This window comes from Kaistia sp. 32K, assembly GCF_016629525.1.
In the GTDB taxonomy this organism is placed as follows: Bacteria; Pseudomonadota; Alphaproteobacteria; order Rhizobiales; family Kaistiaceae; genus Kaistia.
In genome coordinates this window covers 2,905,946-2,930,124 of record NZ_AP024269.1, presented here as the reverse complement: position 1 = coordinate 2,930,124, position 24,179 = coordinate 2,905,946, and the positions used below count along the sequence as shown (strand labels likewise).

Below are 24,179 nucleotides of genomic sequence, written 5' to 3'. Positions count from 1 at the left end.
AGCATGCGCGTCGCCGTCTTCAGCACCAAGCCGTACGACCGGCAGTATCTTTCCGAGACCAACGCCGCCTTCGGGCATGAGCTGGTCTATTTCGAGCCGAAGCTCGATCTCACCACCGCGCCCTTGGCGGATGGATTCCCTGCGGTCTGCGTCTTCGTCAACGACAAGCTTGATCGCGATCTCCTGGCGCATCTCGCCGCCGCCGGAACGCGCCTCGTGGCGCTCCGCTGTGCCGGTTTCAACAATATCGACCTCGTCGCCGCCGGCGAGCTCGGCATCGACGTGGTGCGCGTGCCGGCCTATTCGCCGCACGCGGTCGCCGAGTTTACCGTCGCGCTGCTTCTGGCGCTCGATCGCCGGATCCCGCGCGCCTGGGCACGGGTTCGCGACAACAATTTCTCGCTCGACGGGCTGATCGGCAGCGACCTCTTCGGCAAGACCGTCGGCGTCGTCGGCACCGGGCGGATCGGCGGCCTCGTCGCGCGCTGCCTGAAGCTCGGCTTCGGCTGCCGCGTGCTCGCCTTCGACCAGTGGCACGATCCGGCGCTGGTCGAGATCGGCATCGAGTATAGGCCGCTCGCCGAGGTGCTGGTCGAGGCCGACATCCTGACGCTCCATTGCCCGCTGACGCCCGAGACGCATCACCTCGTCAACGCGGCGACGATCGAGAAGGCCCGTCCCGGCTTCATGCTGGTCAACACCAGCCGCGGCGCGCTGATCGACGCCGAGGCGCTGGTCGAGGGGCTGAAGAGCGGCAAGGTCGGCGGCGTCGCGCTCGACGTCTACGAGCAGGAGGCGGATTTGTTCTTCGAGGATCTCTCGAACGAGATCATCCAGGACGACGTCTTCCAGCGCCTTTTGACCTTCCCCAATGTGCTGGTAACCGGACACCAGGCCTTCCTGACCGCCGACGCCCTCAGGGCGATCAGCGAGACGACGCTGCACAATATTGCCGCAGCCGAGAAGGGGGAAGTTCTTGAAAACATTGTCGTTGCCGAAAGCGTAAGCGCGGCGCCGCGTGATAATCCGCAAGGCGGAAAATAAACCATGGAAGGCGGCGACCCGATGTCGTGTAGGATCGCCGCCCATGACTTACAAAAACGATGTTCATCTATCCGACCGCGCCTCGCACGCGCGGGGCTGGCCGAAGATTCTGGGTCGGTTTCGCGAGCCGAACGAGACGCGAAGCGTCATGGAGATCCTGATCACCGTGCTGCCGCTCGCGGCCCTCTGGGCGGCGATGTGGGCGCTGGTGCAATACGGATACTGGTGGCTGGCGCTGGCGCTGGCCATTCCGGCCGGCGGGTTTCTCGTCCGCCTGTTCATGATCCAGCACGATTGCAGCCACGGCGCCTTCTTCCGCCGGCGTGACGTCAACGACTGGGTCGGCCGCGTCATCGGCGTGGCGACGCTGACGCCGCACGACTATTGGCGCCGAACCCACGCGATCCACCACGCCACCCATGGCAATCTCGAGCTCCGCGGCATCGGCGACATCACGACGCTGACGGTCGAGGAGTATCGCGCGCGCGGCTTCTGGGGACGCCTCGGCTATCGCGTCTACCGCAACCCGGTCGTTCTGTTCGTCATCGGGCCCGCCTATCTCTTCCTGCTGCAGCACCGCCTGCCGGTGGGCCTGATGCGCGACGGCTGGCGGCCCTGGCTGAGCACCATGGGCACCAATCTCGGAATTGCCCTCTTGGTCGGCGTCCTGATGTGGCTGGTCGGCGTCGGTCCCTTCCTGTTGATCCACGTGCCGATCGCCGTCATCGCCGCCTCGATCGGCGTCTGGCTGTTCTATGTCCAGCATCAGTTCGAGGAGACCTTCTGGGCTCGCCCGCCGGACTGGACGCATCAGGAAGCGGCGCTGCATGGCAGCTCCTATTACGATCTTCCCGGCGTCCTGCGCTGGATGACCGCCAATATCGGCGTGCACCACGTGCATCATCTCTGCAGCCGCATTCCCTATTACCGCCTGCCGGAAGTCCTCCGGCATCATCCGGAACTGACAGAGGTCGGCCGCATCACGATTGGTGAGAGCCTGCGCTCCGTTCCGCTGGTATTATGGGATGAAGGCCGCCAGCAACTCGTGTCGTTCAAGGCGATGCGGCGCTGGCAGGCGGCGACCTTGCCGCTCGCGGCTGAGACCGCCTGATCGGGCTGGTCTGGACGCAGACGGCTTCTGCCGGGCGCCGAGGATCTGGCGTGACCTCCTGAGGAGAATGTCCATGGCCAAAGGTCAGATGCGCAGCAACAAGGAGGCGAAGAAGCCCAAGAAGGTGAAGGAAGCGCCCGCGCCGGCCACCACCTTCACGACCCAGGTGAGCAAGGCGACGCTCGGCGCGCCTGGCAAGGGCAAGAAGGGCTAGCCCGGCCGCGAGTCCCGCCGCCGCCGTCAGGTTCGGGCTGCTCTTTCCTTCGGGCCGCCTGTCGTCCCGCCATGCCGCCTCGGTGCCTGATTTTGCGGGCCGAGGCGGCCGGCTTGCCCCAAGCTCTCAATTGCATTCCGGCTGTTGCCGGCATAATTTCTCTTGCGGGAATGGAGTCTCCCGAGGTCCCTCGGATCTGAACCGCCGTGATCGGCTGATGACCCCTGCCAACGTGCCTTTTCGGGCGCACGGCAGGAGTCCGTCCAGCCTCTTGTCGCGGCGATGTTCTCGCTGGACCTCGGTTGCATGGGCGACAGGCCCTGAGGAGAATCCATGTTTCCATCCCTTCTCGTTTTTGTCGGCGCGGGCCTCGGCGGTTTGCTGCGCCATGGCATCAACCTCACGTCCTCCCGCCTGTTCGGCACGTCCTTCCCGTGGGGGACGCTGATCATCAACGTGACCGGCTCGCTCGTCATGGGGCTCGTCGCCGGCTATTTCGCCTTTCGCGACGGCATGAACTGGTCGCAGCACGCGCGGCTGTTCCTCACGACGGGCGTGCTCGGCGGCTACACGACCTTCTCGACCTTTTCGCTCGACGTCGCGCTTCTCATCGAGCGTGGCGAGACCGGCAACGCCGCGTTCTACGCGCTGACGTCGCTCATCGTGTCGGTTCTCGCGCTCTTTGCAGGGCTCTGGCTCGTCAGGACGCTCGCCTGATGATATGAGGCGCCTTCAAGAGAAGGACTTTTCCATGGCGAGCATCGTCAACATAACCGTAGGTGCCGACGAAGCCGGCATGCGCCTGGACCGCTGGTTCAAGGATCACTATCCGGGCCTGTCGTTCGGCCATCTGCAGAAGCTGCTGCGCTCGGGCCAGGTGCGGGTCGACGGCGGCCGCGCCAAGACCAACGACCGCGTCAATCCCGGCCAGGTGGTGCGCATTCCGCCGCTCGGCGTCGATTCCGCCGGCGGCAGCCCGCATGTCGCCCGTCCGCTCGGTGCGCGCGGCAGCGCCGCCGACGCGCTGATGGCGATGTGCCTGTACGAGGACGACCACGTCTACGTCTTCAACAAGCCGCAGGGCCTCGCTGTCCAGGGCGGCTCCGGCCTGACGACGCATGTCGACGGCATGCTGGAGGCGCTGCGCGACACCAAGGACCAGAAGCCCCGCCTCGTGCACCGTCTCGACCGCGAGACGACCGGCGTGCTCGTGGTCGCGAAGACGCGCCTCGCCGCCTCGAAGCTCTCGGCGAGTTTTCGCGCGCGCACGACCAAGAAGATCTACTGGGCGCTGGTGAAGGGCGTGCCGCGCCCGCCGCAGGGCCGCGTCTCGACCTGGCTCGCCCGCGACGGCGGACCCTCGGGCGACAAGATGAAGATCGCGCGCCATGGCGAGGACGACGCCAGCCACGCCGTCTCGCTCTATTCGGTGGTCGACATCGCGGGGCAGGGGCTCGCCTGGCTGACCATGCGCCCGGTCACCGGCCGCACGCACCAGCTGCGCGCCCACGCCGCCCATATCGGCCATCCCATCATCGGCGACCCGAAATATTTCGAGGCCGACATCAACTGGGATTTCCCGGGCGGCATCCAGAACAAGCTGCATCTGCACGCGCGCCGCATCATCATCCCGCATCCTTCCGGCACCGGCACGCTCGACGTCACCGCGCCGCTGCCGCCGCACATGGTGCAGAGCTGGAACCTTCTCGGCTTCGACAAGGATCTTGGCGATACGGGCGACGACGATGAGTGAGACCGGCAAGGACGCGGACAAGGAGCCCGCCGGCAGGCTTGCGGACCTTGGCGCCGACGACGGCGACGAGGCGGCGGACGCGCCGCGCAAGATCCCCGAGAAGCTCGACGCGCCGGTCCTGCCGAAGCGCTTCTACGAGGCGTCCGACTATGCGCCGGCCGAGGAGGGCGGCTTCGTCATCCGCCTCGACGGCCGCGCCGTGCGCACGCCGGGCAAGGCGCGCCTCGTCGTGCCGGACGAGGCGATCGCGGCGGCGATCGCCGCCGAATGGGCGGCGCAGGGCGAGTTCATCAAGCCCTCCACCATGCCGCTGACGCGGCTCGTCAACTCCGCCGTCGACGGCGTCGCCAACACGCTGGCCGAGACCCGCGCCGAGGTTCTGCGCTATGCCGGCTCGGACCTGCTCTGCTACCGCGCCGACAGCCCGGAGCGGCTGGTGGCGCTGCAGGATGAGCGCTGGTCGCCGCTGATCGCCTGGATGCAGGAGCGCTTTCACGCCCGCTTCGTGCTGGCCGAGGGCATTGTCCATGTCGAGCAGTTTCCCGAGACGATCGAGGCGGTCGACGCCGCCATTGGCGATCTCGACACGCTCCGCCTCGCCGCCCTCAACACGGTGACGACGCTGACCGGCTCCGCCATACTGGCGCTCGCCGTGCTGCATGGGCGTCTCTCGGCGGAAGAGGCCTGGTCGCTGGCCCATATCGACGAGGACTATCAGATCTCGCTCTGGGGCGAGGACGAGGAAGCGAGCGCGCGGCGGGAAGCCCGCTGGCGCGAGATGCAGGCCGCGGCGCAGGTACTGGCCGCTCGGGCATAGGAGACCTCCTTGAAGCACGTGCTGGCGGAACTCGAGAAGCGGCGGGCGGAAGCCCGTCTCGGTGGCGGCGAGAAGCGGATCGCGGCCCAGCACGCCAAGGCGAAGCTGACGGCGCGCGAGCGTCTCGAGGTGCTGCTCGACGAGGGCTCGTTCGAGGAGTTCGACATGTATGTCGAGCACCGCGGCACGGATTTCGGCATGGAGAAGACGAAGATCCCCGGCGACGGCGTCGTCACCGGCTGGGGCACGATCAACGGCCGCACCGTCTTCGTCTTCGCCAAGGATTTCACCGTCTTCGGCGGCTCGCTCTCGGAAGCGCATGCCGGCAAGATCATGAAGATCCAGGACATGGCGCTGAAGAACCGGGCGCCGATCATCGGTCTGTTCGACGCCGGCGGCGCGCGCATCCAGGAAGGCGTCGCGGCTCTCGGCGGCTATGGCGAGGTGTTCCAGCGCAACGTGCTGGCTTCCGGCGTCATCCCGCAAATCTCCGTCATCATGGGCCCCTGCGCCGGCGGCGACGTCTACTCGCCCGCCATGACCGACTTCATCTTCATGGTGCGCGATTCCAGCTACATGTTCGTCACCGGCCCGGATGTCGTGAAGACGGTGACGAACGAGAGCGTCACGGCCGAGGAGCTCGGCGGCGCCTCCATCCACACCACGCGTTCGTCGATCGCCGACGGCGCCTATGACAACGACGTCGAGACGCTCCTCGAGATGCGTCGCCTGGTCGACCTGCTGCCGCTGCACAATCGCGGCGAGATCCCGGAGATCGACAGTTACGATCCGGCCGACCGGATCGAGATGTCGCTCGACACGCTGGTCCCCGACAATCCGAACAAGCCCTACGACATCAAGGAACTGATCCTGAAGACGGTTGACGAGGGCGACTTCTTCGAGATCCAGGCGGCGTTTGCGAAAAACATCGTCGTCGGTTTCGGCCGCGTCGAGGGGCGCACGGTCGGCTTCGTCGCCAACCAGCCGATGGTGCTTGCCGGCGTGCTCGATAGCGACGCCTCGCGCAAGGCGGCGCGCTTCGTCCGCTTCTGCGACGCCTTTTCCATTCCGATCGTCACCTTCGTCGACGTGCCGGGCTTCCTGCCGGGCACGGCGCAGGAATATGGCGGGCTGATCAAGCACGGCGCCAAGCTGCTCTTCGCCTATGGCGAGGCGACGGTGCCGAAGATCACGGTCATCACGCGAAAAGCCTATGGCGGCGCCTATGACGTCATGGCGTCGAAGCATCTGCGCGGCGACCTGAACTATGCCTGGCCCTCGGCGCAGATCGCGGTGATGGGCGCCAAGGGCGCCGTCGAGATCATCTTCCGCGCCCAGAACGGCGACGCGGAAGGGCTGGCGGCGCGCACCAAGGAATATGAGGACCGCTTCCTGTCGCCCTTCGTCGCCGCCGAGCGCGGCTATGTCGACGAGGTGATCATGCCGCACTCGACCCGCCGCCGCATCGCGAGGGGCCTCCGCCTCCTGCGCAACAAGGCGCTGGAGAACCCCTGGAAGAAGCACGACAACATTCCGCTGTAGGGCGAGGGCTTCGTCGCGATCAGAGCAGCAGCCGGCAGGGAATGCCTCTTTCGCGGGCGATGGCGGCGAGCTTTCGGTCGGCGGTCAGCAAGGACGTCCGGGACTGGCTGGCGAGCGCAAGATAGACGCAGTCATAGACTGGATGGTTCGCTGAGACGGCAAGGCGCAGCGCGTCTTCAAGGCTGTCTTCGTCACGGGTGATCGTGATCAGTCGACGGACGTCGGACAGTCCCGCGAGGGCATCGTCCAGCGTCAGAACTTGCTTTCGCACCTGCTGCCACAAGGCGTTCGCGATCTCGGTCAGAAGGATCGCCGGCGCGATCGGAGCATCGTCCAGCCGGATCCGCTCACGCGCTTCCTTTGACCAAGGCAAGTCGACGATGAGCGCGACGGCAACATTGGCGTCAATAACGGCCATGATTGCTGTCGCGATCCTGGCGGATCAGCGCCACGGGATCGGGCACCGGCTTGCCTTCTGTCCGAGAGCGAATGGCGTCCAGCCTAGCCAGTGCCTCGGCCTTGCGGTCGGAAGAGGCATAGGTCTGGATCAGATCGTGCAGCGCCTGTTCGGGCGTCTTGCCTTCCGCCTCGGCGCGAGCCTTGAAACGCTCGACCGTCGCGTCGTCGATGTCGCTTGCCAGCACCTTGGTCATGGAGCGTCTCCTTGTGACCTGATGCTAGCACAGCTACTTCGATAGCGGGTCTGCCCCTTAAAACAGCCTTTCGTCCGTCTTCCGGATGTCTGACGCGTCCAGTCCCTCCAGCAGCGTCGCGACGGTCTTGCCACCGATCGTGAGCTCCGGCGCGATCTCGGCCAGCGGCACCAGCACGAAGGCGCGTTCGGCCATGCGCGGGTGCGGGACGATCAGGCCGTCCTCGTCGATGGCTTCGTCGCCATAGAGCAGGAGGTCGATGTCGAGCGTGCGCGGGCCCCAGCGGACGGCGCGCTCGCGTCCATGGTCGCGCTCGATCGCGAGGCCGAGCTCCAGCAGGGCGCGCGGCGACAGGCTGGTCTCGACGCCGATGCAGGCGTTGAGATAGGGGCCCTGCGGCACCGGCCCCCAGGGCGGCGTCTCGTAGAGCGACGAGATGCGCGTCACGCGCACGCTAGGCGCGGTATCGAGCGCGGCGATGGCGTCGCGGAGCAGCTCGGCGCGGTCGCCGAGATTGCTGCCCAGTCCGAGAAAGGCCTCAGTCACGCGTCCGCTCCCGCTCGATCTCGACGGCGATGACGCCGGTCGAGAGAGGCACGGGGGCCTCCGGCTTGGTGATGCGGATCGTCAGTTTCTCGATCGGCGGATAGGTCGCGAAGATCTCGGTCGCCATGGCTTCGGCGAGCGCCTCGATCAGCTTGAAGCGGCGCGTCTTGCCGATCTTTTCAACGAGCTGGGCCAGCTCGCCATAGTGGACGGTCTTCGTCAGGTCGTCGTTGCGGGCGCCCTCCGCGAGGTCGAGCTCGCAGGTCAAGTCGACGCGGAATCGCTGGCCGAGCACGGCCTCCTCCGGAAACACGCCGTGGTAGCCGTAGAAGCGGAGGTCGTTGATGAAGATGCGGTCGGTCATGGGAGTTCGCGGCTCGAGAGAATGGCGTCGGTGACGGAAAGCGCGTCGCGATGGGCGGCGACGTCGTGCACGCGGAAGGTCGATACGCCCTTCGCGGCGGCAAGCACATTGGTGGCGAGTGTGCCGGCGAGGCGTTCCTTCGGTTCGCGGCCGGTGATCTCGCCGATGAAGCGCTTGCGCGAGACGCCGAGGAGGACGGGAAAGCCCAGCGCGACGATCTCGTCGATGCGATCGAGGATCAAAAGGTTCTCCGCCATGCCCTTGCCGAAGCCGATGCCGGGATCGAGGACGATGCGGTGATCGGGAATATCGGCCGCGCGCGCCAGCGCGATCGACCGGTCGAAGAAGCGCTTCATGGCGTCGAGAATGGTCGCGGGCGAATAGGTCTCGCGCTCCCAGTGGCTGGCGATGACGGCGGCGCCATGCGCCCCCGCCACGCGGGCGATCTCCGGTTCGCGCTGCAGGCCCCAGACGTCGTTGATGATCTTTGCGCCGGCGGCGAGCGCCGCTTCCGCGACCGAGGCCTTGTAGGTATCGACCGAGATCAGCGCGGGAAAACGCGCGGCGATGGCGCGGATCGGCGGGATGACGCGGGCGAGCTCCGTCTCGGCGTCGACTTCCGCCGCGCCGGGGCGGGTCGATTCGCCGCCGATGTCGAGGATGTCGGCGCCCTCGGCGACCAGAAGCTCGGCATGCGCGATCGCCGCTTCCCCCTCCGCATGGTCGCCGCCGTCGGAAAAACTGTCCGGCGTGACGTTGAGGATGCCCATGATCAGGCTGCGGCCGCTCGTCCGGCGGTCGAGGTGATCGATGTCGAGGGGAGCGGCTGGCGCCATCACGAGCTCGCGGCAAGGGGGACGGGTTTCAGGCGGCCATTGGAGCCGCGACGCTGTTACAGCACCCAAACACGTTGGCCTGTCAACGGATTGTCCGACGCGGTTCGACGCAGGCAGGGGATGGGACAGCAGTTCGTGTCGCTCCGGCGCGGCTTCTCCACGCGTCCTGATTGCCGCTTCAGGGCAGAGGGCTTAGAAATCCTATTGTCCCGAATGGCACTTTCTGCCGAGGAGTCCCCATGTTCGACAAGATCCTGATCGCCAATCGCGGCGAGATCGCCTGCCGCATCATCAAGACGGCGCGGCGGATGGGGATCGAAACAGTCGCGGTCTTCTCGGATGCCGATCGCGATGCCCTGCATGTCGAGATGGCCGACGAGGCTGTGCATATCGGTCCGGCGCCGGCGGCGCAGTCCTATCTGCTGATCGACCGGATCCTCGCCGCCGCCAAGGCGACGGGCGCCGACGCGATCCATCCGGGCTACGGCTTCCTGTCGGAACGTGCCGCCTTCGCCGAGGCGCTGGTGGCGAACGGCATCGTCTTCATCGGCCCGAACGCCAGGGCGATCGAGGCGATGGGCGACAAGATCGCCTCGAAGAAGGTCGCGGCGGCAGCCAATGTCTCGACCGTGCCCGGCCATCTCGGCATCATCGAGGACGAGGACGAAGCGGTCACGATCGCCCGCCAGATCGGGTATCCGGTGATGATCAAGGCCTCGGCCGGCGGTGGCGGCAAGGGCATGCGCATCGCCCATTCCGACGCCGAGGCACGCGAGGGCTTCCGTCTGTCGCGCTCCGAGGCGCGCTCCTCCTTCGGCGACGACCGCGTCTTCATCGAGAAGTTCATCGTCAATCCGCGCCACATCGAGATCCAGCTGCTCGCCGACAAGCACAGCAACGCGATCTATCTCGGCGAGCGCGAATGCTCGATCCAGCGCCGCAACCAGAAGGTCATCGAGGAGGCGCCGTCGCCGCTGCTCGATCCGGCGACCCGCAGGGCCATGGGCGAGCAGGCGGTCGCGCTGGCGAAAGCGGTCGGCTACGATTCGGCCGGAACCGTCGAGTTCGTCGCCGGCCAGGACAAGAGCTTCTTCTTCCTCGAGATGAACACCCGCCTGCAGGTCGAGCATCCAGTGACGGAGCTCGTGACCGGCATCGATCTCGTCGAGCAGATGATCCGCGTCGCCGCCGGCGAGCGGCTCGCCATCGCGCAGAAGGACGTCCGGCTCGAAGGCTGGGCGATCGAGAGCCGCATCTATGCCGAGGATCCCTATCGCAACTTCCTGCCCTCAATCGGCCGGTTGACGCGCTACCGGCCGCCGGCCGAGGCGATCCAGGAAGGCATCACCATCCGCAACGACACCGGCGTCGTCGAGGGTTCCGAGATCTCGATGTTCTACGACCCGATGATCGCCAAGCTCTGTACCCATGCGCCGACGCGGGAAGAGGCGATCGAGGCGATGGGCGTGGCGCTCGACGATTTCGTCGTCGAGGGCATCCAGCACAACGTGCCGTTCCTGTCGGCGCTGATGGCGCATCCGCGCTGGCGCGAGGGAGAGCTCTCGACCGGCTTTATCGCGGAAGAGTTCCCGGAGGGATTCCAGGGCGTTACACCGGATGCTTCAACGCTCGCGCGACTGGCCGCCGTCGCGCTGACGATGGAAATGCTGCGCAAGGACCGGCTCGACCGGCTGAGCGGCCGGCTGGGGCCGCATACGGGCCATTGGCGCGAGCATTGGGTGGTGGCGATCGGCGGCACCACGGTCGAGCTGTCGAGCCCGGGCGGGCTGGTGCAGGTTCCGATCGAGGTCGAGGTGGTGCTGCCGGGTTCTAACGAGCCCGTCACCATCCTGTCGAACTGGCTGCCCGGCGATCCCGTCTGGCAGGGCGCCTTCGACGACGAGGTCTTCACGGTGCAGGTGCGGCCGGCGCCTTCCGGCACGCGGCTGCTCTATCGCGGCGTCGACGTCGTGGCGCGGGTGATGACACCGCGCGTCGCGGCGCTGCACCGGCTGATGCCGGAGAAGAAGCCGGCCGACACGTCCAAATTCCTGCTGTGCCCGATGCCCGGCCTCGTCGTCTCGGTCGCGGTCGAGGAGGGGCAGGAGGTCAAGGCGGGCGAGACGCTGGCGATCGTCGAGGCGATGAAGATGGAGAACGTGCTCCGCGCCGACCGCGACCTGACGGTCGAGCGCATCGCCGCCAAGCCCGGCGACAGCCTCGCCGTCGACGCGGTGATCATGGAGTTCGCCTGAGGCCTTCCAACAAGGGGAAGTCCGATACCTTCGCGCAACACAGTCCAGCCGTCATGCGGTGCTCGATTTCCATCATCCTGAGGTGCCCGGCGAAGCCGGGCCTCGAAGGACGCACGATCTCAGTGCAGCCGATCGATCGCACGGCCGCCCTGCGTGCTTCGAGACGGCCCTGCGGGCCTCCTCAGCATGATGAGGCTTAGGGAGAGGTGAAGGGCCACTCAGTCGCTCTCGGCCGCCAGCAGGCTGTCTTCCTTGACGTTCATCTGGTTGCCGCGCCACTCGAAGCCGCTGCCGCTGACGGCGGCGATCCAGAGCGCCGGCAGCGAGGCGTCGCGCAGCACCCAGGCGAGCGGTGACCAGCGCGAGCAGTGCCAGCCGAGGCTCCTCGCCATCAGCGCCTCGGCGCCATACCAGGCGAAGGCGAGGAGCGGCGGGATCCAGGCGGAAAGCGTGCCCTCGATCGCGAGCAGGACCGTCAGCCCCACCGGCAGCAGGCCGCCCAGCACGAGCTCCATGCCGAACAGGGCCGGGAAGGTGACGCGCCGGAGCCGCGCCCAGCGCAGCTGGCGGCGCCAGACCGCCTGCAGGGCGCGGGCGCCGAGCGGCTGCGCGAAGGGATGGCGCACCAGACGGACGCGCTGGTCGTTGGCGCGGATCGCCTTGGTGGCGGCGGCGTCCTCGGCCGGATCGGCGGCGAGCGCGGCGATGCCGCCATGGCGGTCGAGGTTCTCGCGCCGCCAGAGCATCGACTTGCCCTGGGCGAAGCCCTGGCCGACGGCGTCGGCGGCGAGCTGCCAGCGCGCCTGGTAGGTGTTCAGATAGGCGCATTCGAACTCGGCGCCGAGATTGTCCGGTTCGCTGCCGAGCGGCGGCGAGCAGACGAGCCCGGTCGTCGCATCCCAGCGTTCCAGCATGCGGTCGAGATAGTCCGGTGGCATCAGCACGTTGCTGTCCGCCATGACGATCCATTCATGCCGCGCCGCGATCCAGCCCTTGGCGAGATTGTTGAGCTTCGGGTTGATGCTGATCCGGTCGTCGCCGACGAGGAGCCGCGCCGGCACCTCCGGATAGCGCGCCATCAGATCGCGGATCACGGCATTGACGGGGTCCGAGCGGCTGGCGACGCAGAAGACCAGCTCGTAATCGGGATAATCGAGCCGGAAGCCGGAGCCGAGCGTCCGCTCGATCGCGTGTTCCTTGCCGCAGACGGGGCGCAGGATGGTGATCGGCGGCTGGCCATGCAGCGGCGATGTCTCGTCGGGACGGGCCCGGCAGCGCAGCGTGACGATGGCGATGCTGCCGAAATGGACGAGGGCGGCGACGAGGCAGAAGGCCTGGGCGAGCAGGAGGGCGATGCTCATCGCGATGCCTGCGCTGGAGAAGGGGCTGAGGACCGCGGCAAGGCTTGTCGGCTCCTGGATCATCGGCACGAGCCCGATCGGAATGCGAGCGGGACCGCGATGCGACACCGGCGCGAATCAGGCGCGCGCCTTCCTTTCCTCCTCGCGCAACCGCGTGACGTTCTGATGAAGGCGCGCCGGCGAAGGCGGCGGCTGGGCGCTTGACGCTGCGGGCCGGAACGCGCAAGCCGGGTGCATCCCCCACGCTCAGCACGGACTGCATCGATCCATGACTGCCCCAAGCCTGACCGCCCCAAGCCTGACGGCGCTCGTCGATCTCGACGGCACGCTCACCGATCCCTATCCCGGCATCAGCGCCTCGATCCTCTATGCACTCGAGCGACTCGGCCATCCGCCCGCCGACGAACTGGCGCTGCGCGCTGCCATCGGGCCGCCGCTCGAAGGCAGCTTCGCGACCATGCTCGGCGGCGATGTCGTCCTCGCCAAGCAGGCGCTCGGCCATTATCGCGAGCGGTTCGGCACGGTCGGCCTCTTTGAGAACGCCGTCTATGGCGGCATCCCGGAAGCGCTGGGCGCTCTCCAGGAATCGGGCGTGCGGATGTTCCTCGCCAGTTCCAAGCCGCGTGTTTTCTGCGAGAGGATTCTCGATCACTTCGAGCTGACGCCGTTCTTCACGACGGTGCATGGCTCGGAATTCGACGGCCGCCTCGGCGAGAAGGAGGAGCTAATCGCGCATATCCTCGCCGTCGAGGGGATCGATCCCTCGCATTGCGTCATGATCGGCGACCGGCGCTACGACATCGAGGGCGCGCGGGCGAATGCGATCAAGGTCGCGGCGGTCGGCTGGGGTTATGGAACGGTGGAGGAGTTCGAGACGTTTCCGCCGGACACGATCGTGCCCAGCGTCGCGGATCTGGCGCCGGCCGTGCTGAGGTTGCTGCGCGGAGAAGGCTGATGGTCGTCCGTACCGTCCATGCGAGGATTTCCGGCCGCGTCCAGGGCGTCGGCTACCGGGTCTGGGTCGCCGACGAGGCGGTGGCGCGCGGCCTTTCCGGCTGGGTCCGCAATCGCCGCGACGGCGCGGTCGAGGCGGTGTTCTCCGGCGAAGTCGCCGATGTGGCGGCCATGCTGGAAGCCTGCGGCGACGGTCCGAGGATCGCCCGCGTCGACGCCGTGGAGGTCGAGGACCTCGCCAACGCGGAGAGCGGGGCGTTCCGGGTTCTGCCGACGGAGTGAGAAGGGCGATCGGCGAGCCTCTGCTTGAACCCTCCCCTTGAGGGAGGGTCAAGACCGCCTCGGCGGTCTTGGGGAGGGGTGCTTCGTCGGGAGAGCATAGCGGGACGCGTTGCCTTTCACCTCTCCCTGAGGGAGAGGTCGACGGCCGCAGGCCGGCGGGTGAGGGTTTACGGCCTCGCCAGGCGGTCTCCGCTTTATTCTGAGGGTTCCCTAAACCCTCACCCGGAGCTGCGCTCCGACCTCTCCCTCAGGGAGAGGTGAAGAAGGGGCGCCGGCCCCGGCACGTTGCCGGATCCTCAGTCAGACCGCCGCTCCGTCGCGCCGAACAGCGCCTCGAATTCGCGCCGCAGCACGGCGTCGACCTCGGGCATCGTGACAATGCGGCCGAGATCGGCGAGGCTGGTGACGCCGTGGCCGTGCACGCCGCAGGGGACGATGCCGTCGAAATGGTCGAGCGTCGGCTCGACGTTCAGCGAGATGCCGTGGAACGTGACCCAGCGCCGCACGCGGATGCCGATGGCGGCGATCTTGTCCTCGGTGCTCGGCCCCTTGTCAGGCCGGCGGACCCAGACGCCGACGCGGTCGTCGCGCCGCTCGCCGCGCACGTTGAAGCCGTCCAGCGTCTGGATGATCCATTGCTCCAGCGTCGCCACGAACAGGCGCAGATCCTGTCGCCGGCGATTCAGGTCGAGCATGACATAGGCCACGCGCTGGCCGGGGCCGTGATAGGTGTATTGGCCGCCGCGACCGGTCTGGAACACGGGAAAGCGGTCGGGCGCGATCAGGTCTTCCTCATGGGCGCTGGTGCCGGCCGTATAGAGCGGCGGGTGCTCGACCAGCCAGATCCGCTCCGCCGCCGTTCCCGCCGCGATGGCCGCGACGCGCGATTCCATCTCGGCCACCGCTTCCGGATAATCGACGGGCGCCTCTTCTATCACCCATTCGACGGGCGGGCTGCCTTCCTTCGGCAGCAGCGAGGCATGGAGGTCATCGCGGAGGGTCATGGCGTTCTCTCGACCGGCGGCGGCCGGTCCTTCGTGGTGTCGGTTCTCATGTCGGTCGATCCGGTCCTAGCGCAAGGGTTCATAGCGCAAGGGGGGCCGGACTTCACGTGCCGAGGCGGGCAGGGCGGATGCCGTCGCCTGTGGATGAATTCAAACAACGTTCGAAGCCGCTTGTTTCGTCGAAGGTCATTTGCTACATCCCACCTCGCGCCGGACAACACACCGGCTTGGGTTTCGCGGTCGTGGCGGAATTGGTAGACGCGCAGCGTTGAGGTCGCTGTGCCGAAAGGCGTGGAAGTTCGAGTCTTCTCGACCGCACCAAACCCAAATACAAAAATCCTCGCAAAGCGGCGGCCCTCGGGCCGCTGTTTTTGTTTCTGGCCTTCGTTTCCGGCTCAGGCTGGAACGGAAGGGCGCCGCTCCGGGTTCTCTCTCCAGTCGCGGTTTTGCCGGCTTCGGGCGGGCCGGATCGCAATCCTGCGATAAAGCCGGCGCGGTCATCGTTTTTCCTTTGCCCGAACAAACTTGGGCGCTAAAGCTCGCGCGAAACCTCCCCTTAAATCTCCTGCAAGCGTTCCAGAGGGGCCATGTCGGACGAGATGACCACCATCGAACGCAACGATCGCCCGGCGGAAGGCATCCCGCCGCTGCGCGACGAGAACGACAACGTTTCCTCGATTTATCTCGATGCGCTCGGCGCGGCGATCGAGGCGGGCGATGCGGAGCGGGCGCGCGCCCTTACCGAGGATCTGCACGAAACCGACGTCGCCGCGATTCTCGAGGCGCTCGATCCGGATCAGCGTCCGGCCCTGATTCAGCTGCTCGGCGACGCGTTCGACTTCACCGCCCTGACCGAGCTCGACGAGGCGGTTCGCGTCGAGATTCTGGAGGAGCTGCCGTCCGAGACCGTCGCCGAGGGCGTGCGCGAACTCGATTCGGACGACGCGGTCTACATTCTGGAAGACCTCGACAAGGCCGATCAGGACGAGATTCTCGCCCAGATCCCCTCGGTCGAGCGGCTCGCGCTGAAGCGCGGCCTCGACTATCCCGAGGAAAGCGCCGGCCGGCGCATGCAGACCGAGTTCATCGCCGTGCCGCCGTTCTGGACGGTCGGTCAGACGATCGACTACATGCGCGAGGCGGAGGATCTCCCGGAGGAGTTCCACGAGGTCTTCGTCATCGATCCCGGCTATCACCTGCTCGGCACGGTGTCGCTGAACCAGCTTTTGCGCGCCAAGCGCCCCGTGAAGATCGCCGATCTGGTCAGCGAGGCGCGCCATCTGGTGCATGCCACCGACGACCAGGAAGAAGCGGCGCGGCTGTTCCAGCGCTACAATCTGATCTCGGCCGCCGTCGTCGACGAATCGGACCGGCTCGTCGGACTGCTCACCATCGACGACATCGTCGACGTCATCCAGGAAGAGGCCGACGAGGACATCAAGCGCCTCGGCGGCGTCGGCGACGAAGAAGTCTCCGACAAGGTCTGGTCGATCGCCAAGAGTCGGTTCCCCTGGCTCTTCATCAACCTCGTCACGGCGGTTCTCGCTTCCTTCGTCATCGGCCTGTTCGAGGGCCAATTGCAGAAGATGGTGGCGCTCGCGGTGCTGATGCCGATCGTCGCCAGCCAGGGCGGCAATGCCGGCACGCAGACGATGACGGTGGCGGTCCGCGCCATCGCCATGCGCGAGCTCGGCCCGCACAACGTGCTGCGCGTCATCGGCCGCGAGCTGGCGGTCGGCGTCTTCAACGGCTTCCTGTTCGCGGCGATCGTCGGCACCATGGCCGTCTATCGCTTCGGCATCCTCGATCTCGGCTTCGTCATCGCGGCGGCGATGATCATCAATCTGATCGCCGCCGCGCTCGGCGGCATCCTGATCCCGCTGGCTCTGAACCGGCTGAAGATCGATCCGGCCGTCGCCTCGAGCTCGTTCGTGACGACGATCACCGACGTCGTCGGCTTCTTCTCATTTCTGGGCTTCGCCGCTCTGTGGTTTGGCTGGAACTAGTTTCGCCGGGCCGGTGAAGGCGGCCGGCGTCGGCGTGTCGCAATGGTCGCTGAGCTTCGGCGACAGCCAGGCGAGCGCCGGCACGATCGCCTGCGACCAGTTGTTCCAGTCGTGCTGCCCGGGTCCGATGCGCAGCGAGGTCTCGTAGCCGGCCTTGCGCAGCGCGACATGCAGCGCCGCCGATCCCGTGATGATGCCGAGACCGTCGCGATCGCCTGCGGCGAGCCAGAAGGCGGGCCGGTCGGCGTGGTCCTTGTCGCGCTCGACGCGCGGGAAGATGTTGTCGGCGTTGAAGCGCTTGACGTCGAACGGATTGCCGAAGGCGCCGTCGTAGAAGGTCTGGCCGCGCTCGATGCGTTCCTTGTCGCCCGGATCGATCGGCGGCGCGATCGCGCCGGAAAGGCTGATGACGGCGGCGTAGCGGTCCGGATGGTCGAGCGCGAAGAGCGCCGCGCCATAGCCGCCCATCGAAAGCCCGCCGACGGCCCGGCCGGTCCGGCAGGCGGCGGTCGGCAGGGTCTGGTCGACGGCATGGACGAGATCATCCGTCAGCGCCGCCTCGACATTGCCGGCGCCGCCGGGATCCGGATTGTCGACGAACCAGCTCTCGCCGCCGCCATCCGGCATCACGACGACGAGGGGGCGGATCTCGCCCGCCGCGATTTTTCCGTCCAGCGTTTCGGCGATCTTGCCCTGGTCGAGCCAGTCGTCCGCGCCGCCACCGCCGCCATGCAGCAGGTAGAGCACCGGCCAGCGCGTGCCAGGCGCCGGCGCGCCCGCCGGCCGGTAGAGCGTGTAGGCGACCGGCCGTCCGAGCGCCGCGCTGTTCGCAAGCTGATGGCGCTCGACGACGCCGTGCGGGGGCGGCGCGGCATGAGCAGTTGCGATCAGGCTGGCGGCGCAGACGAGCGAGCCGCCGAGCGTGGCGGTGAGGCGGTTGGACATGATGGGTTTCCAGCGTGGCGGGGGATGAGTCACGCCGGGAATATAGGCCGGCGGCCGGCGCCGTCAGCGGGCGGCCCGCGCCGGTCACGCGGACGTGATGGTCGGGTCGGGCCTTCGCGCCATGTTTCCCAACTGGACAAATTGTGACCGCGCATTGTCGGCGACTGATCGACTTTGAGCGAGAATTCGTTAGACCGATGCGCAGCGAAGCGGACTGCTTCGCGCCACGACGCATTGCAGGAAGAATCAGGATTGACCACGAGCGAGATCAGGACCGGTGTCATCGGACTCGGGTATTTCGGTTCCTTCCATGCCAGGCAGCACGCCGCCAATCCGAAAGGCCGGCTGGTCGCCGTTGTCGACGCCCATCGCGAGCGGGCCGAGACGATCGCCGCCCAGTATGAGGCGACCCCGTTCACTGACCATCGCGAGCTGATCGGCAAGGTCGACGCCGTGTCGATCACCGTGCCGACCTCGCTGCATCATGCCGTCGCCGCCGATTTCATCGATGCCGGCGTCCATGTGCTGATCGAGAAGCCGATCTGCGACACGCCGGAATCTGCCCGCGACCTGATCGCCCGGGCCGAGGCCAACAATGTCGTCCTGCAGATCGGCCATATCGAGCGCTTCTCTCCGGTGTTCGGCCTGCTGCGCGACAAGGTGCGCGCGCCGCTCACCGTCGAATGCGTGCGGATCGGGCCGTGGAAGGGCAGGGCGATCGACGTCGACGTCGTGCTCGACTTGATGATCCACGACATCGACCTGGTGTTGGCGCTGGTGAACTCCGAGGTCGTCGCCGTCGAGGCGATGGGATCACCGGTGCTGGCGCCGACCAATGATTTCGCGCAGGCGCAGCTGCGCTTCGCCAACGGCACGGTCGCGCATCTCCATGCGAGCCGCATCGCCGACCGGGCGGAGCGCACCATCAAGGTCGTCGAGCCGGATCTCTACTGGTCGGCTGATCTCGCGGCGAGGACGGTGGCGTCCTTCCCGCGCGGCCATGCCGTGCTGGCGCCCGACGAGATCGCGGTTCCGCCGAGCGACAATCTCGCGCTCGAGATCGACTCGTTCCTCTCTTCCATCGCCGGCTCGCGCCGGCCCGTGGTCGACGGCAAGGCCGGGCTCGATGCCCTGGTTGTCGCCGACATGATCATTCAGCGTATCGGACAGGCGAAGCGGCCCGCTTCCTCCGTCCTCATTGGAGAACAGCACTGATGGCGTCCAACCCGCAGCCGGCCGTCGTGGCCGCCTCTGACCGCATCGGCTTCTTCGATCTGCAGCGCCAGCAGCGCCGGATCCATGACGACGTGCGCGCCCGCATGGACGCCGTGCTGGTGCATGGCCAGTTCATCCTCGGGCCCGAGGTGGCGGAACTGGAGACCAAGCTTGCCGCCTTCGCCGGCGTGCCGCACGCGATCGCCGTGTCGAGCGGCCGCGACGCGCTGATGATCGGCCTGATGGCGCTCGGAATCGGCCCCGGCGACGCCGTCTTCGTCCCCGCCTTCACCTTCGCCGCCACCGCCGGCGCGGTCTGCTCCGTCAACGCGACGCCGATCTTCGTCGACGTCGACGCCGAGACCCGCAACATGGATCCGGCCGATCTCGAGCGCGCCATCGCCGAGGTGGTCGCCGCAGGCGAACTGAAGCCGCGCGTCGTCATGCCGGTCGATCTCTACGGCCTGCCGGCGGATTACGAGGCGATCGGCAAGATCGCCGCTCGCTACGACATGACCGTCTTCTCGGACGCGGCGCAGAGCTTCGGCGGCCGCTCGGGCAACAGCCGCGTCGGCGGCATGGCGCCGATCTCGGCGACCAGCTTCTACCCGACCAAGCCGCTCGGCTGCTACGGCGACGGCGGCGCGATCCTGACCGACAATGACGAGCTGGCCGACGCCGTCCGCACGCTGCGTTCGCATGGCCGCCAGGGCACGGGCGACGTCGCGGTCCGCAACGGCATCACCGGCCGCCTCGACACGCTGCAGGCGGCCGTCCTGCTCTCCAAGCTGACGATCTTCGAGGAAGAGCTCGAGCGGCGCGACCAGATCGCCCGGCGCTATGACGCCGCGCTCGCCGGCAAGGTCGGCGTGCAGAAGCGTCCGGCCGGCTATTTCAGCGCCAACGCGATCTACACGATCACTGTGCCGAACCGCGACGCGCTGAAGGCCGAGCTCGATGCGCGCGGCATCGGCAACGCCTTCTTTTATCGCCTTGCCCTGCACCAGCACCCGGCTTTCGGCGAAGTGCCGAAGCGGCCGCTGCCGGTTTCCGAGACGCTTGCCGACACCGTCATCAGCCTGCCGATGCATCCGGACCTGACCGACGAGGAAGTCGAGCGGGTCATCGAGGCGGTGCTTTTCGCGACGGCCTGAGATTGTTTCAAATCTGGAACCGGAGCGGAATGCTTCCTTAACGGGTCCGCGCTAAGAGGGCTCCCAGGCCGGAATGGCTGGGGAGCCACACTTCGCCATGAAACTCGACGTGCCGACCCTGTTGGTCGTTCTGGCGGCCATGAGCCAGATGGCATGTCTCTCGCTCATGTCGAACTGGCTGAAGTCCCGCCCCGAGCGCCATGTGCGGCTCTGGGCGCTGGCGCTGCAGATCGGCGCGCTGAGCTGCGTGCTCCTGCTGCTGCGCGGCCGCATTCCGGACTGGCTCTCGATCGGTGTCGCCAATGCCGGCACCTTCGTGACGCTCGGCATCGCGTGGAACGGCGCCAGGGCCTTCAACGGCCGGCGCCCGCGCTGGCTGCCGGTCTTCATCGCTCCCGCCCTCTGGCTGATTTCCCTGCAATTCCCGGTGATCGGCGGTTCGATCGCCCATCGCGTCGCCATCAGCTCCGTCCTGATGGCGCCCTTGTCCGCGGCGCTCGCCTGGGAGATCTGGGCAAGGGGCAGGGACGCGCTGGTCTGGCGCGGTCCCTTCGCCTGCGTCCCGGCCGCCCACACGCTGTTCCTGCTCGTGCGGACCGTCTGGGCCCTGACGACCGACGTGCCGCCCGATCTACTGCATGGCGGGTCGCTGCTGAGCCTCGGCATTCTCGAGCCGATCCTGATGATGTTCGCCGCCACCATCATCGGGCTGCGGCTGACCGACGAGCGGCTCAAGAACATGCTGAAAAGGGCGGCTTCCGTCGACGGGCTGACGGGGCTGCTGAACCATGGCGCCTTCATGGATCTGGCCCGCGAGCAGGTCGAGCAGACGCGCAAGGCGGAGGAGGCCGTCACCCTGCTCCTGTTCGATCTAGATCGCTTCAAGCAGCTCAACGACCGCTATGGCCATGCCGCCGGCGACGCGGCGCTGAAGCTGTTCGCGGGGATCGTGCGACAGCGGACGCGTGACAGCGACCTCGTCGGACGCGTCGGCGGCGAGGAATTCGCGGCGCTTCTCGTCGGCTGCGGCGCCGACCGGGGCCGTTTCGTGGCCGAATGCATCCGGGCGGACATGGCGTCCGAGCCGGTCGTCTTCGCCACGCACCGCATCCAGGTGACGGTCAGCATCGGCGTCATGACGGTGAGCGGGCCGAAGGCGGATTTCGAGAGCCTGATGGTTCTGGCCGACGAGGCCCTCTACGCGGCGAAGCGCGGCGGTCGCGATCTGGTCTTCCAGGCGGCGAGCTAGAGCGCTTCCGAGCGAAGCGGATACCGGTTCGCGACAAAAAAGTGCGTCCATACAAGGCGTTAGAGCATCTCCTCGTTTTCATGGAACGCGAGAACGCCCTGGCTTGACGCTGTCCCGCCCGCGCCCGATGCTGCTGGCCGAATTTCCTGGAGAATCCCCATGCACACGCTCACGGCGCACGGCGCCACCATTCCGGCGATCGGGCTCGGCACCTGGATGCTGACCGGTGAGGCGGCCACCACCTCCGTCGCCGCCGCGATCCAGGCGGGCTACCGCCACATCGATACGGCGATCGGCTATGGCAACGAGACCGAAGTGGGTGAGGGCCTGCGCCAGTCCGGCGTCGGGCGCGACGAGATCTTCGTCACCTCGAAGATCCCGCCGGACCAGCTCGGCGCCGACGAGATGCTGCGCGCCGCCGAGGGCAGCCTCGAGCGCCTCGGCATCGACCAGCTCGATCTCCTGCTGATCCACTGGCCGAGCCAGACGCTGTCGGCGGCCGAGACGATCCGCTCGCTCAACCGCGTCAAGCAGCGCGGACTGACCAAGCATATCGGTGTCTCCAACTACACGATCCGCCTGCTCGACGAGGCCTGGGCGGCGACCGAGGAGCCGATCGTCGCCAACCAGTGCGAGCACCACCCCTATCTGAACCAGGACAAGCTGCGCGCCGCGACCGACAAGCACGGCATGATCTTCGTCGCCTATTCGCCGCTCGGCCAGGCCGGCGTGCTCGACGAGCCGGAGATCAAGGACATCGCCGGCCGCTTCGGTCGCACCCCGGCGCAGATCGTGCTGCGCTGGCAGCTGCAGAAGGGCTTCGTCGCCATTCCGCGAAGCACGCATCCGGCCCGCATCCGCCAGAACCTCGACGTCGAGGGCTTCGACCTCTCGGCCGCCGACATCGCGGCGATCGACGAGCTGCGCAGCGTCGGCACCCGCATCTGCGACTACGACATCTCGCCCGAATGGGATTGAGGCTAGGGCGCTAGGGGATGTTCTTTTACGCCGCCAAGCTGATCTGGTTCCTGCTGCAGCCTTCGGCGGCGCTTCTGATCGCGCTCGCCGGCGGCGTGCTGATCATCGGGCTCGGCGGCTACCGGTTCGGCGCCGTTTTGGTGCTGCTGGCGACGGTCGGGCTGCTGGTGGCGGGTTTCTCGCCGCTCGGACCGGCTCTGCTGCTGCCGCTGGAAGAGCGCTTCCAGCGGGTTGAGCCGGACGGGCCGGTGACGGGCATCCTCGTTCTCGGCGGCGGTATCGACCAGCATGTCGGCGAGCGGCGCGGCACCATCGAGCTGACCGAAGCCGGCGACCGGATGACCGAGGCGGTGGCGCTGGCGCGGCGCTTTCCCGAGGCGCGGGTCGTCTTCAGCGGCGGCTCAGCGGAGATCATCTCCGACGGCTATACGGAAGGGGCGGCGGCGCGCCGCTTCTTTCGCGCCATGGGCCTCCCCGACGATCGCGTGACGATCGAGGACGCCAGCCGCAACACGGCCGAGAACGCCCGCTTCACCGCGGCGCTGGTCGGCGCCCGGCCGGACGAGCGCTGGCTGCTCGTCACCTCCGCCTTCCACATGCCGCGCGCCATGGGAAGTTTTCGCGCGGCGGGGTGGTCGCCCTTGCCCTGGCCGACCGACTATCGCACGCGCGGATCCGAGGATCTCTACCGACCGATCTGGCGCCCGTCGCTGGGGCTGTCGCTCGTCGACGTCGCCGCTAAGGAGTGGGTCGGCCTTCTCGCCTATTGGCTGACCGGGCAGACGGACGCGCTCTTTCCCGGGCCTTTTCGCGACCCGGGAGCCTAGAGCGTTTTCATAGAAGTGCGGAGTGGCTTCGCTCGAGCTTATTCGACGATGTCGGAGCCGGGCGCGTCGGCGACGGGATGGCCGATCCGGTAGACGCCCTTGAAGTCGCGCGGGTCGACCGGCTTGCCCTTGCGCAGGATCGAGACCTTGCCTTCTTCGGCGAGCCGGACGGCGATGGCGCGGATCGGCACCATCTGCAGGCGCCAGATCTTCTCGTCTCCACCCGCGACGGCGCGCGCCACTTCCGTGGGGTCGACGCTCTTGCCGGCGGGCAGGGCGGCGAGGAGGTCGAGCAGGGTCGACTGGAGTTGCTCGTGGCTGATGCTGGTTTTCATGGTTGGCTCTGTCGTGCTGCTTCGATGACGATCCTGGCCGAATCCGAGAAGAACTGGCGATGCAGCTGTACGCCGGCGACGACCAGCGTCGTGACGATCAGCGCCCAGCCGTTCACGAACCAGCCGAGATAGCCGATCGAGAAGAAGAAGGCCCGGAGGCCGTGATTGAAATGGCGTCCGGCGGTGATGGTGAAAACGGCCGCCCGCTCGGCCGCCGCGATCGTCTCCGCCTCGCTGGAATGGGCGGCGGTCGGCGTCGCGCCGATCAGGATCGAGGCATAGTTGAACAGCCGGTAGGACCAGCCGAACTTGAAGAAGGCGTAGCCGAAGATCAGCATCAGGCCGATCACCTTGGCTTCGAACAGGCCCTTCGGCACCTCGTCGCCGAGCGAAAGGTCGCGCATCACGCCGTAAACGTGGTCGGCGGCGTTCAGGAGCGCGAAGCAGCCGCCGATCGCGATCAGCGAGGTCGAGGCGAAGAAGGCCGTGCCATTCTGCAGGCCGCTCATGATGCCGGTGTCGATCATGCGCAGGTCACGATGCATCATCGTCCGCATCCACTGCCGGCGCTGGAAATCCATTGCCGAGGACAGTGTCCTGCCCGTGCCGGACATGCGGTGCAGGATGACGGAATAGAGTAGCCAGCTGGTCGCGAAGACCAGGATAGCTACGGTGTCGATCGCGGAAATATCGAACACGATTGCGGCGCTCCCCCTGCCACAGACTAAGCCGCA

Annotated in this window: 27 protein-coding genes, 1 tRNA gene and 1 riboswitch; of the genes, 18 read left to right on the top strand and 10 right to left on the bottom strand. The window is 67.2% G+C overall.

The features are described from left to right. Nucleotides 1-3 precede the first annotated feature (3 nt). From K32_RS13495 to K32_RS13465, 7 genes are all read left to right on the top strand, one after another. Entirely contained in the window at nucleotides 4-1,044 is a 1,041-nt protein-coding gene (locus K32_RS13495) for a 2-hydroxyacid dehydrogenase (protein ID WP_201400039.1), read from the top strand. A gap of 43 nt (nucleotides 1,045-1,087) precedes the next feature. After that, nucleotides 1,088-2,155, top strand: a complete 1,068-nt coding sequence (locus K32_RS13490; protein WP_201400038.1) for a fatty acid desaturase — start codon at nucleotides 1,088-1,090, stop codon at nucleotides 2,153-2,155. A 73-nt stretch (nucleotides 2,156-2,228) separates the two neighbouring features. After that, nucleotides 2,229-2,369 carry a hypothetical protein gene (locus tag K32_RS13485; RefSeq protein WP_201400037.1) on the top strand — a complete coding sequence of 47 codons (141 nt, stop codon included), beginning with the start codon at nucleotides 2,229-2,231 and terminating at the stop codon, nucleotides 2,367-2,369. A gap of 157 nt (nucleotides 2,370-2,526) precedes the next feature. Continuing rightward, nucleotides 2,527-2,603, top strand: a riboswitch (Fluoride riboswitch). A gap of 99 nt (nucleotides 2,604-2,702) precedes the next feature. Further along, nucleotides 2,703-3,086, top strand: a complete 384-nt coding sequence (gene crcB, locus K32_RS13480; RefSeq protein ID WP_201400036.1) for a fluoride efflux transporter CrcB — start codon at nucleotides 2,703-2,705, stop codon at nucleotides 3,084-3,086. Between the two features lie 34 nt (nucleotides 3,087-3,120). Further along, complete coding sequence (locus tag K32_RS13475) at nucleotides 3,121-4,122, top strand: RluA family pseudouridine synthase (protein ID WP_201400035.1); 1,002 nt, start codon at nucleotides 3,121-3,123, stop codon at nucleotides 4,120-4,122. Beyond that, nucleotides 4,115-4,939 (top strand): ATP12 family chaperone protein, encoded by an 825-nt coding sequence (locus K32_RS13470; RefSeq protein ID WP_201400034.1) that lies wholly within the window; start codon nucleotides 4,115-4,117, stop codon nucleotides 4,937-4,939. The genes K32_RS13475 and K32_RS13470 overlap by 8 nt, the downstream gene beginning before the upstream one ends. 9 nt (nucleotides 4,940-4,948) lie before the next feature. Beyond that, nucleotides 4,949-6,481, top strand: coding sequence for an acyl-CoA carboxylase subunit beta (locus K32_RS13465; protein WP_201400033.1), 1,533 nt, complete (start codon nucleotides 4,949-4,951; stop codon nucleotides 6,479-6,481). Between the two features lie 19 nt (nucleotides 6,482-6,500). On the opposite strand, the gene K32_RS13460 is transcribed toward K32_RS13465, so the two are convergent. From K32_RS13460 to folP, 5 genes are read right to left on the bottom strand one after another with little or no spacing between them, the layout of a single operon-like run. Then, nucleotides 6,501-6,899, bottom strand: a complete 399-nt coding sequence (locus K32_RS13460; RefSeq protein ID WP_201400032.1) for a type II toxin-antitoxin system VapC family toxin — start codon at nucleotides 6,897-6,899, stop codon at nucleotides 6,501-6,503. Then, complete coding sequence (locus K32_RS13455; protein WP_201400031.1) at nucleotides 6,886-7,134, bottom strand: hypothetical protein; 249 nt, start codon at nucleotides 7,132-7,134, stop codon at nucleotides 6,886-6,888. Before K32_RS13455 ends, K32_RS13460 begins: the two co-directional genes overlap by 14 nt. Before the next feature lie 57 nt (nucleotides 7,135-7,191). After that, nucleotides 7,192-7,680, bottom strand: coding sequence for a 2-amino-4-hydroxy-6-hydroxymethyldihydropteridine diphosphokinase (gene folK / locus K32_RS13450; protein WP_201400030.1), 489 nt, complete (start codon nucleotides 7,678-7,680; stop codon nucleotides 7,192-7,194). Next, nucleotides 7,673-8,044 carry a dihydroneopterin aldolase gene (gene folB, locus K32_RS13445; protein WP_201400029.1) on the bottom strand — a complete coding sequence of 124 codons (372 nt, stop codon included), beginning with the start codon at nucleotides 8,042-8,044 and terminating at the stop codon, nucleotides 7,673-7,675. Before folB ends, folK begins: the two co-directional genes overlap by 8 nt. Beyond that, a complete protein-coding gene (gene folP / locus K32_RS13440; RefSeq protein ID WP_201400028.1) occupies nucleotides 8,041-8,880 on the bottom strand; it encodes a dihydropteroate synthase in 840 nt (279 codons plus the stop codon). Before folP ends, folB begins: the two co-directional genes overlap by 4 nt. Nucleotides 8,881-9,119: 239 nt before the next feature. Between folP and K32_RS13435 the strand changes: the two genes are divergently transcribed. Next, nucleotides 9,120-11,135, top strand: coding sequence for an acetyl/propionyl/methylcrotonyl-CoA carboxylase subunit alpha (locus K32_RS13435; protein ID WP_201400027.1), 2,016 nt, complete (start codon nucleotides 9,120-9,122; stop codon nucleotides 11,133-11,135). 218 nt (nucleotides 11,136-11,353) lie between these two features. Here K32_RS13435 and K32_RS13430 read toward each other — a convergent pair whose 3' ends face one another. Then, the gene (locus K32_RS13430) at nucleotides 11,354-12,496 is read right to left on the bottom strand and encodes a ceramide glucosyltransferase (RefSeq protein WP_201400026.1); all 1,143 of its coding nucleotides are present in this window, start codon (nucleotides 12,494-12,496) and stop codon (nucleotides 11,354-11,356) included. Between K32_RS13430 and K32_RS13425 the strand changes: the two genes are divergently transcribed. The 3 genes from K32_RS13425 (at nucleotide 12,489) to K32_RS13415 (ending at nucleotide 13,732) form a co-directional block, all read left to right on the top strand. Beyond that, a complete protein-coding gene (locus tag K32_RS13425; protein WP_201400025.1) occupies nucleotides 12,489-12,662 on the top strand; it encodes a hypothetical protein in 174 nt (57 codons plus the stop codon). The genes K32_RS13430 and K32_RS13425 overlap by 8 nt on opposite strands. Nucleotides 12,663-12,764: 102 nt before the next feature. Continuing rightward, nucleotides 12,765-13,451 carry an HAD hydrolase-like protein gene (locus K32_RS13420; protein WP_244669494.1) on the top strand — a complete coding sequence of 229 codons (687 nt, stop codon included), beginning with the start codon at nucleotides 12,765-12,767 and terminating at the stop codon, nucleotides 13,449-13,451. After that, on the top strand, nucleotides 13,451-13,732 hold the full coding sequence (locus K32_RS13415) for an acylphosphatase (RefSeq protein ID WP_201400024.1): 282 nt from the start codon (nucleotides 13,451-13,453) through the stop codon (nucleotides 13,730-13,732). The genes K32_RS13420 and K32_RS13415 overlap by 1 nt, the downstream gene beginning before the upstream one ends. Before the next feature lie 296 nt (nucleotides 13,733-14,028). Here the strand turns inward: K32_RS13415 and lipB are convergent, their stop codons facing one another. Further along, nucleotides 14,029-14,736: a lipoyl(octanoyl) transferase LipB gene (gene lipB / locus K32_RS13410; protein WP_201400023.1), complete on the bottom strand. Its 708-nt coding sequence runs from the start codon at nucleotides 14,734-14,736 to the stop codon at nucleotides 14,029-14,031. Between the two features lie 236 nt (nucleotides 14,737-14,972). Here lipB and K32_RS13405 point away from each other — a divergent pair. Both K32_RS13405 and mgtE read left to right on the top strand, forming a co-directional pair. Further along, nucleotides 14,973-15,057: transfer RNA gene (locus K32_RS13405), tRNA-Leu, on the top strand. Nucleotides 15,058-15,335: 278 nt separating this feature from the next. Next, nucleotides 15,336-16,742, top strand: coding sequence for a magnesium transporter (gene mgtE, locus K32_RS13400; RefSeq protein ID WP_371813036.1), 1,407 nt, complete (start codon nucleotides 15,336-15,338; stop codon nucleotides 16,740-16,742). On the opposite strand, the gene K32_RS13395 is transcribed toward mgtE, so the two are convergent. After that, nucleotides 16,701-17,687, bottom strand: coding sequence for an esterase family protein (locus tag K32_RS13395; RefSeq protein WP_201400021.1), 987 nt, complete (start codon nucleotides 17,685-17,687; stop codon nucleotides 16,701-16,703). The two genes, mgtE and K32_RS13395, sit on opposite strands and share 42 nt — an antisense overlap. Nucleotides 17,688-17,939: 252 nt before the next feature. On the opposite strand from K32_RS13395, the gene K32_RS13390 reads away from it, so the two are divergent. The 5 genes from K32_RS13390 (at nucleotide 17,940) to K32_RS13370 (ending at nucleotide 23,110) form a co-directional block, all read left to right on the top strand. Further along, nucleotides 17,940-18,902, top strand: coding sequence for a Gfo/Idh/MocA family protein (locus tag K32_RS13390; protein WP_201400020.1), 963 nt, complete (start codon nucleotides 17,940-17,942; stop codon nucleotides 18,900-18,902). Continuing rightward, a complete protein-coding gene (locus K32_RS13385; protein ID WP_201400019.1) occupies nucleotides 18,902-20,056 on the top strand; it encodes a DegT/DnrJ/EryC1/StrS aminotransferase family protein in 1,155 nt (384 codons plus the stop codon). The genes K32_RS13390 and K32_RS13385 overlap by 1 nt, the downstream gene beginning before the upstream one ends. A 97-nt stretch (nucleotides 20,057-20,153) precedes the next feature. Continuing rightward, the gene (locus K32_RS13380; protein ID WP_201400018.1) at nucleotides 20,154-21,305 is read left to right on the top strand and encodes a GGDEF domain-containing protein; all 1,152 of its coding nucleotides are present in this window, start codon (nucleotides 20,154-20,156) and stop codon (nucleotides 21,303-21,305) included. Between the two features lie 159 nt (nucleotides 21,306-21,464). Further along, the gene (locus K32_RS13375) at nucleotides 21,465-22,283 is read left to right on the top strand and encodes an aldo/keto reductase (protein WP_201400017.1); all 819 of its coding nucleotides are present in this window, start codon (nucleotides 21,465-21,467) and stop codon (nucleotides 22,281-22,283) included. Nucleotides 22,284-22,300: 17 nt separating this feature from the next. After that, the gene (locus K32_RS13370; protein ID WP_201400016.1) at nucleotides 22,301-23,110 is read left to right on the top strand and encodes a YdcF family protein; all 810 of its coding nucleotides are present in this window, start codon (nucleotides 22,301-22,303) and stop codon (nucleotides 23,108-23,110) included. A gap of 38 nt (nucleotides 23,111-23,148) precedes the next feature. On the opposite strand, the gene K32_RS13365 is transcribed toward K32_RS13370, so the two are convergent. Both K32_RS13365 and K32_RS13360 read right to left on the bottom strand, forming a co-directional pair. After that, nucleotides 23,149-23,445, bottom strand: a complete 297-nt coding sequence (locus K32_RS13365; protein ID WP_201400015.1) for a DUF3253 domain-containing protein — start codon at nucleotides 23,443-23,445, stop codon at nucleotides 23,149-23,151. Next, entirely contained in the window at nucleotides 23,442-24,143 is a 702-nt protein-coding gene (locus K32_RS13360) for a DUF599 domain-containing protein (protein ID WP_201400014.1), read from the bottom strand. The genes K32_RS13365 and K32_RS13360 overlap by 4 nt, the downstream gene beginning before the upstream one ends. Between the last annotated feature and the right edge of the window lie 36 nt (nucleotides 24,144-24,179).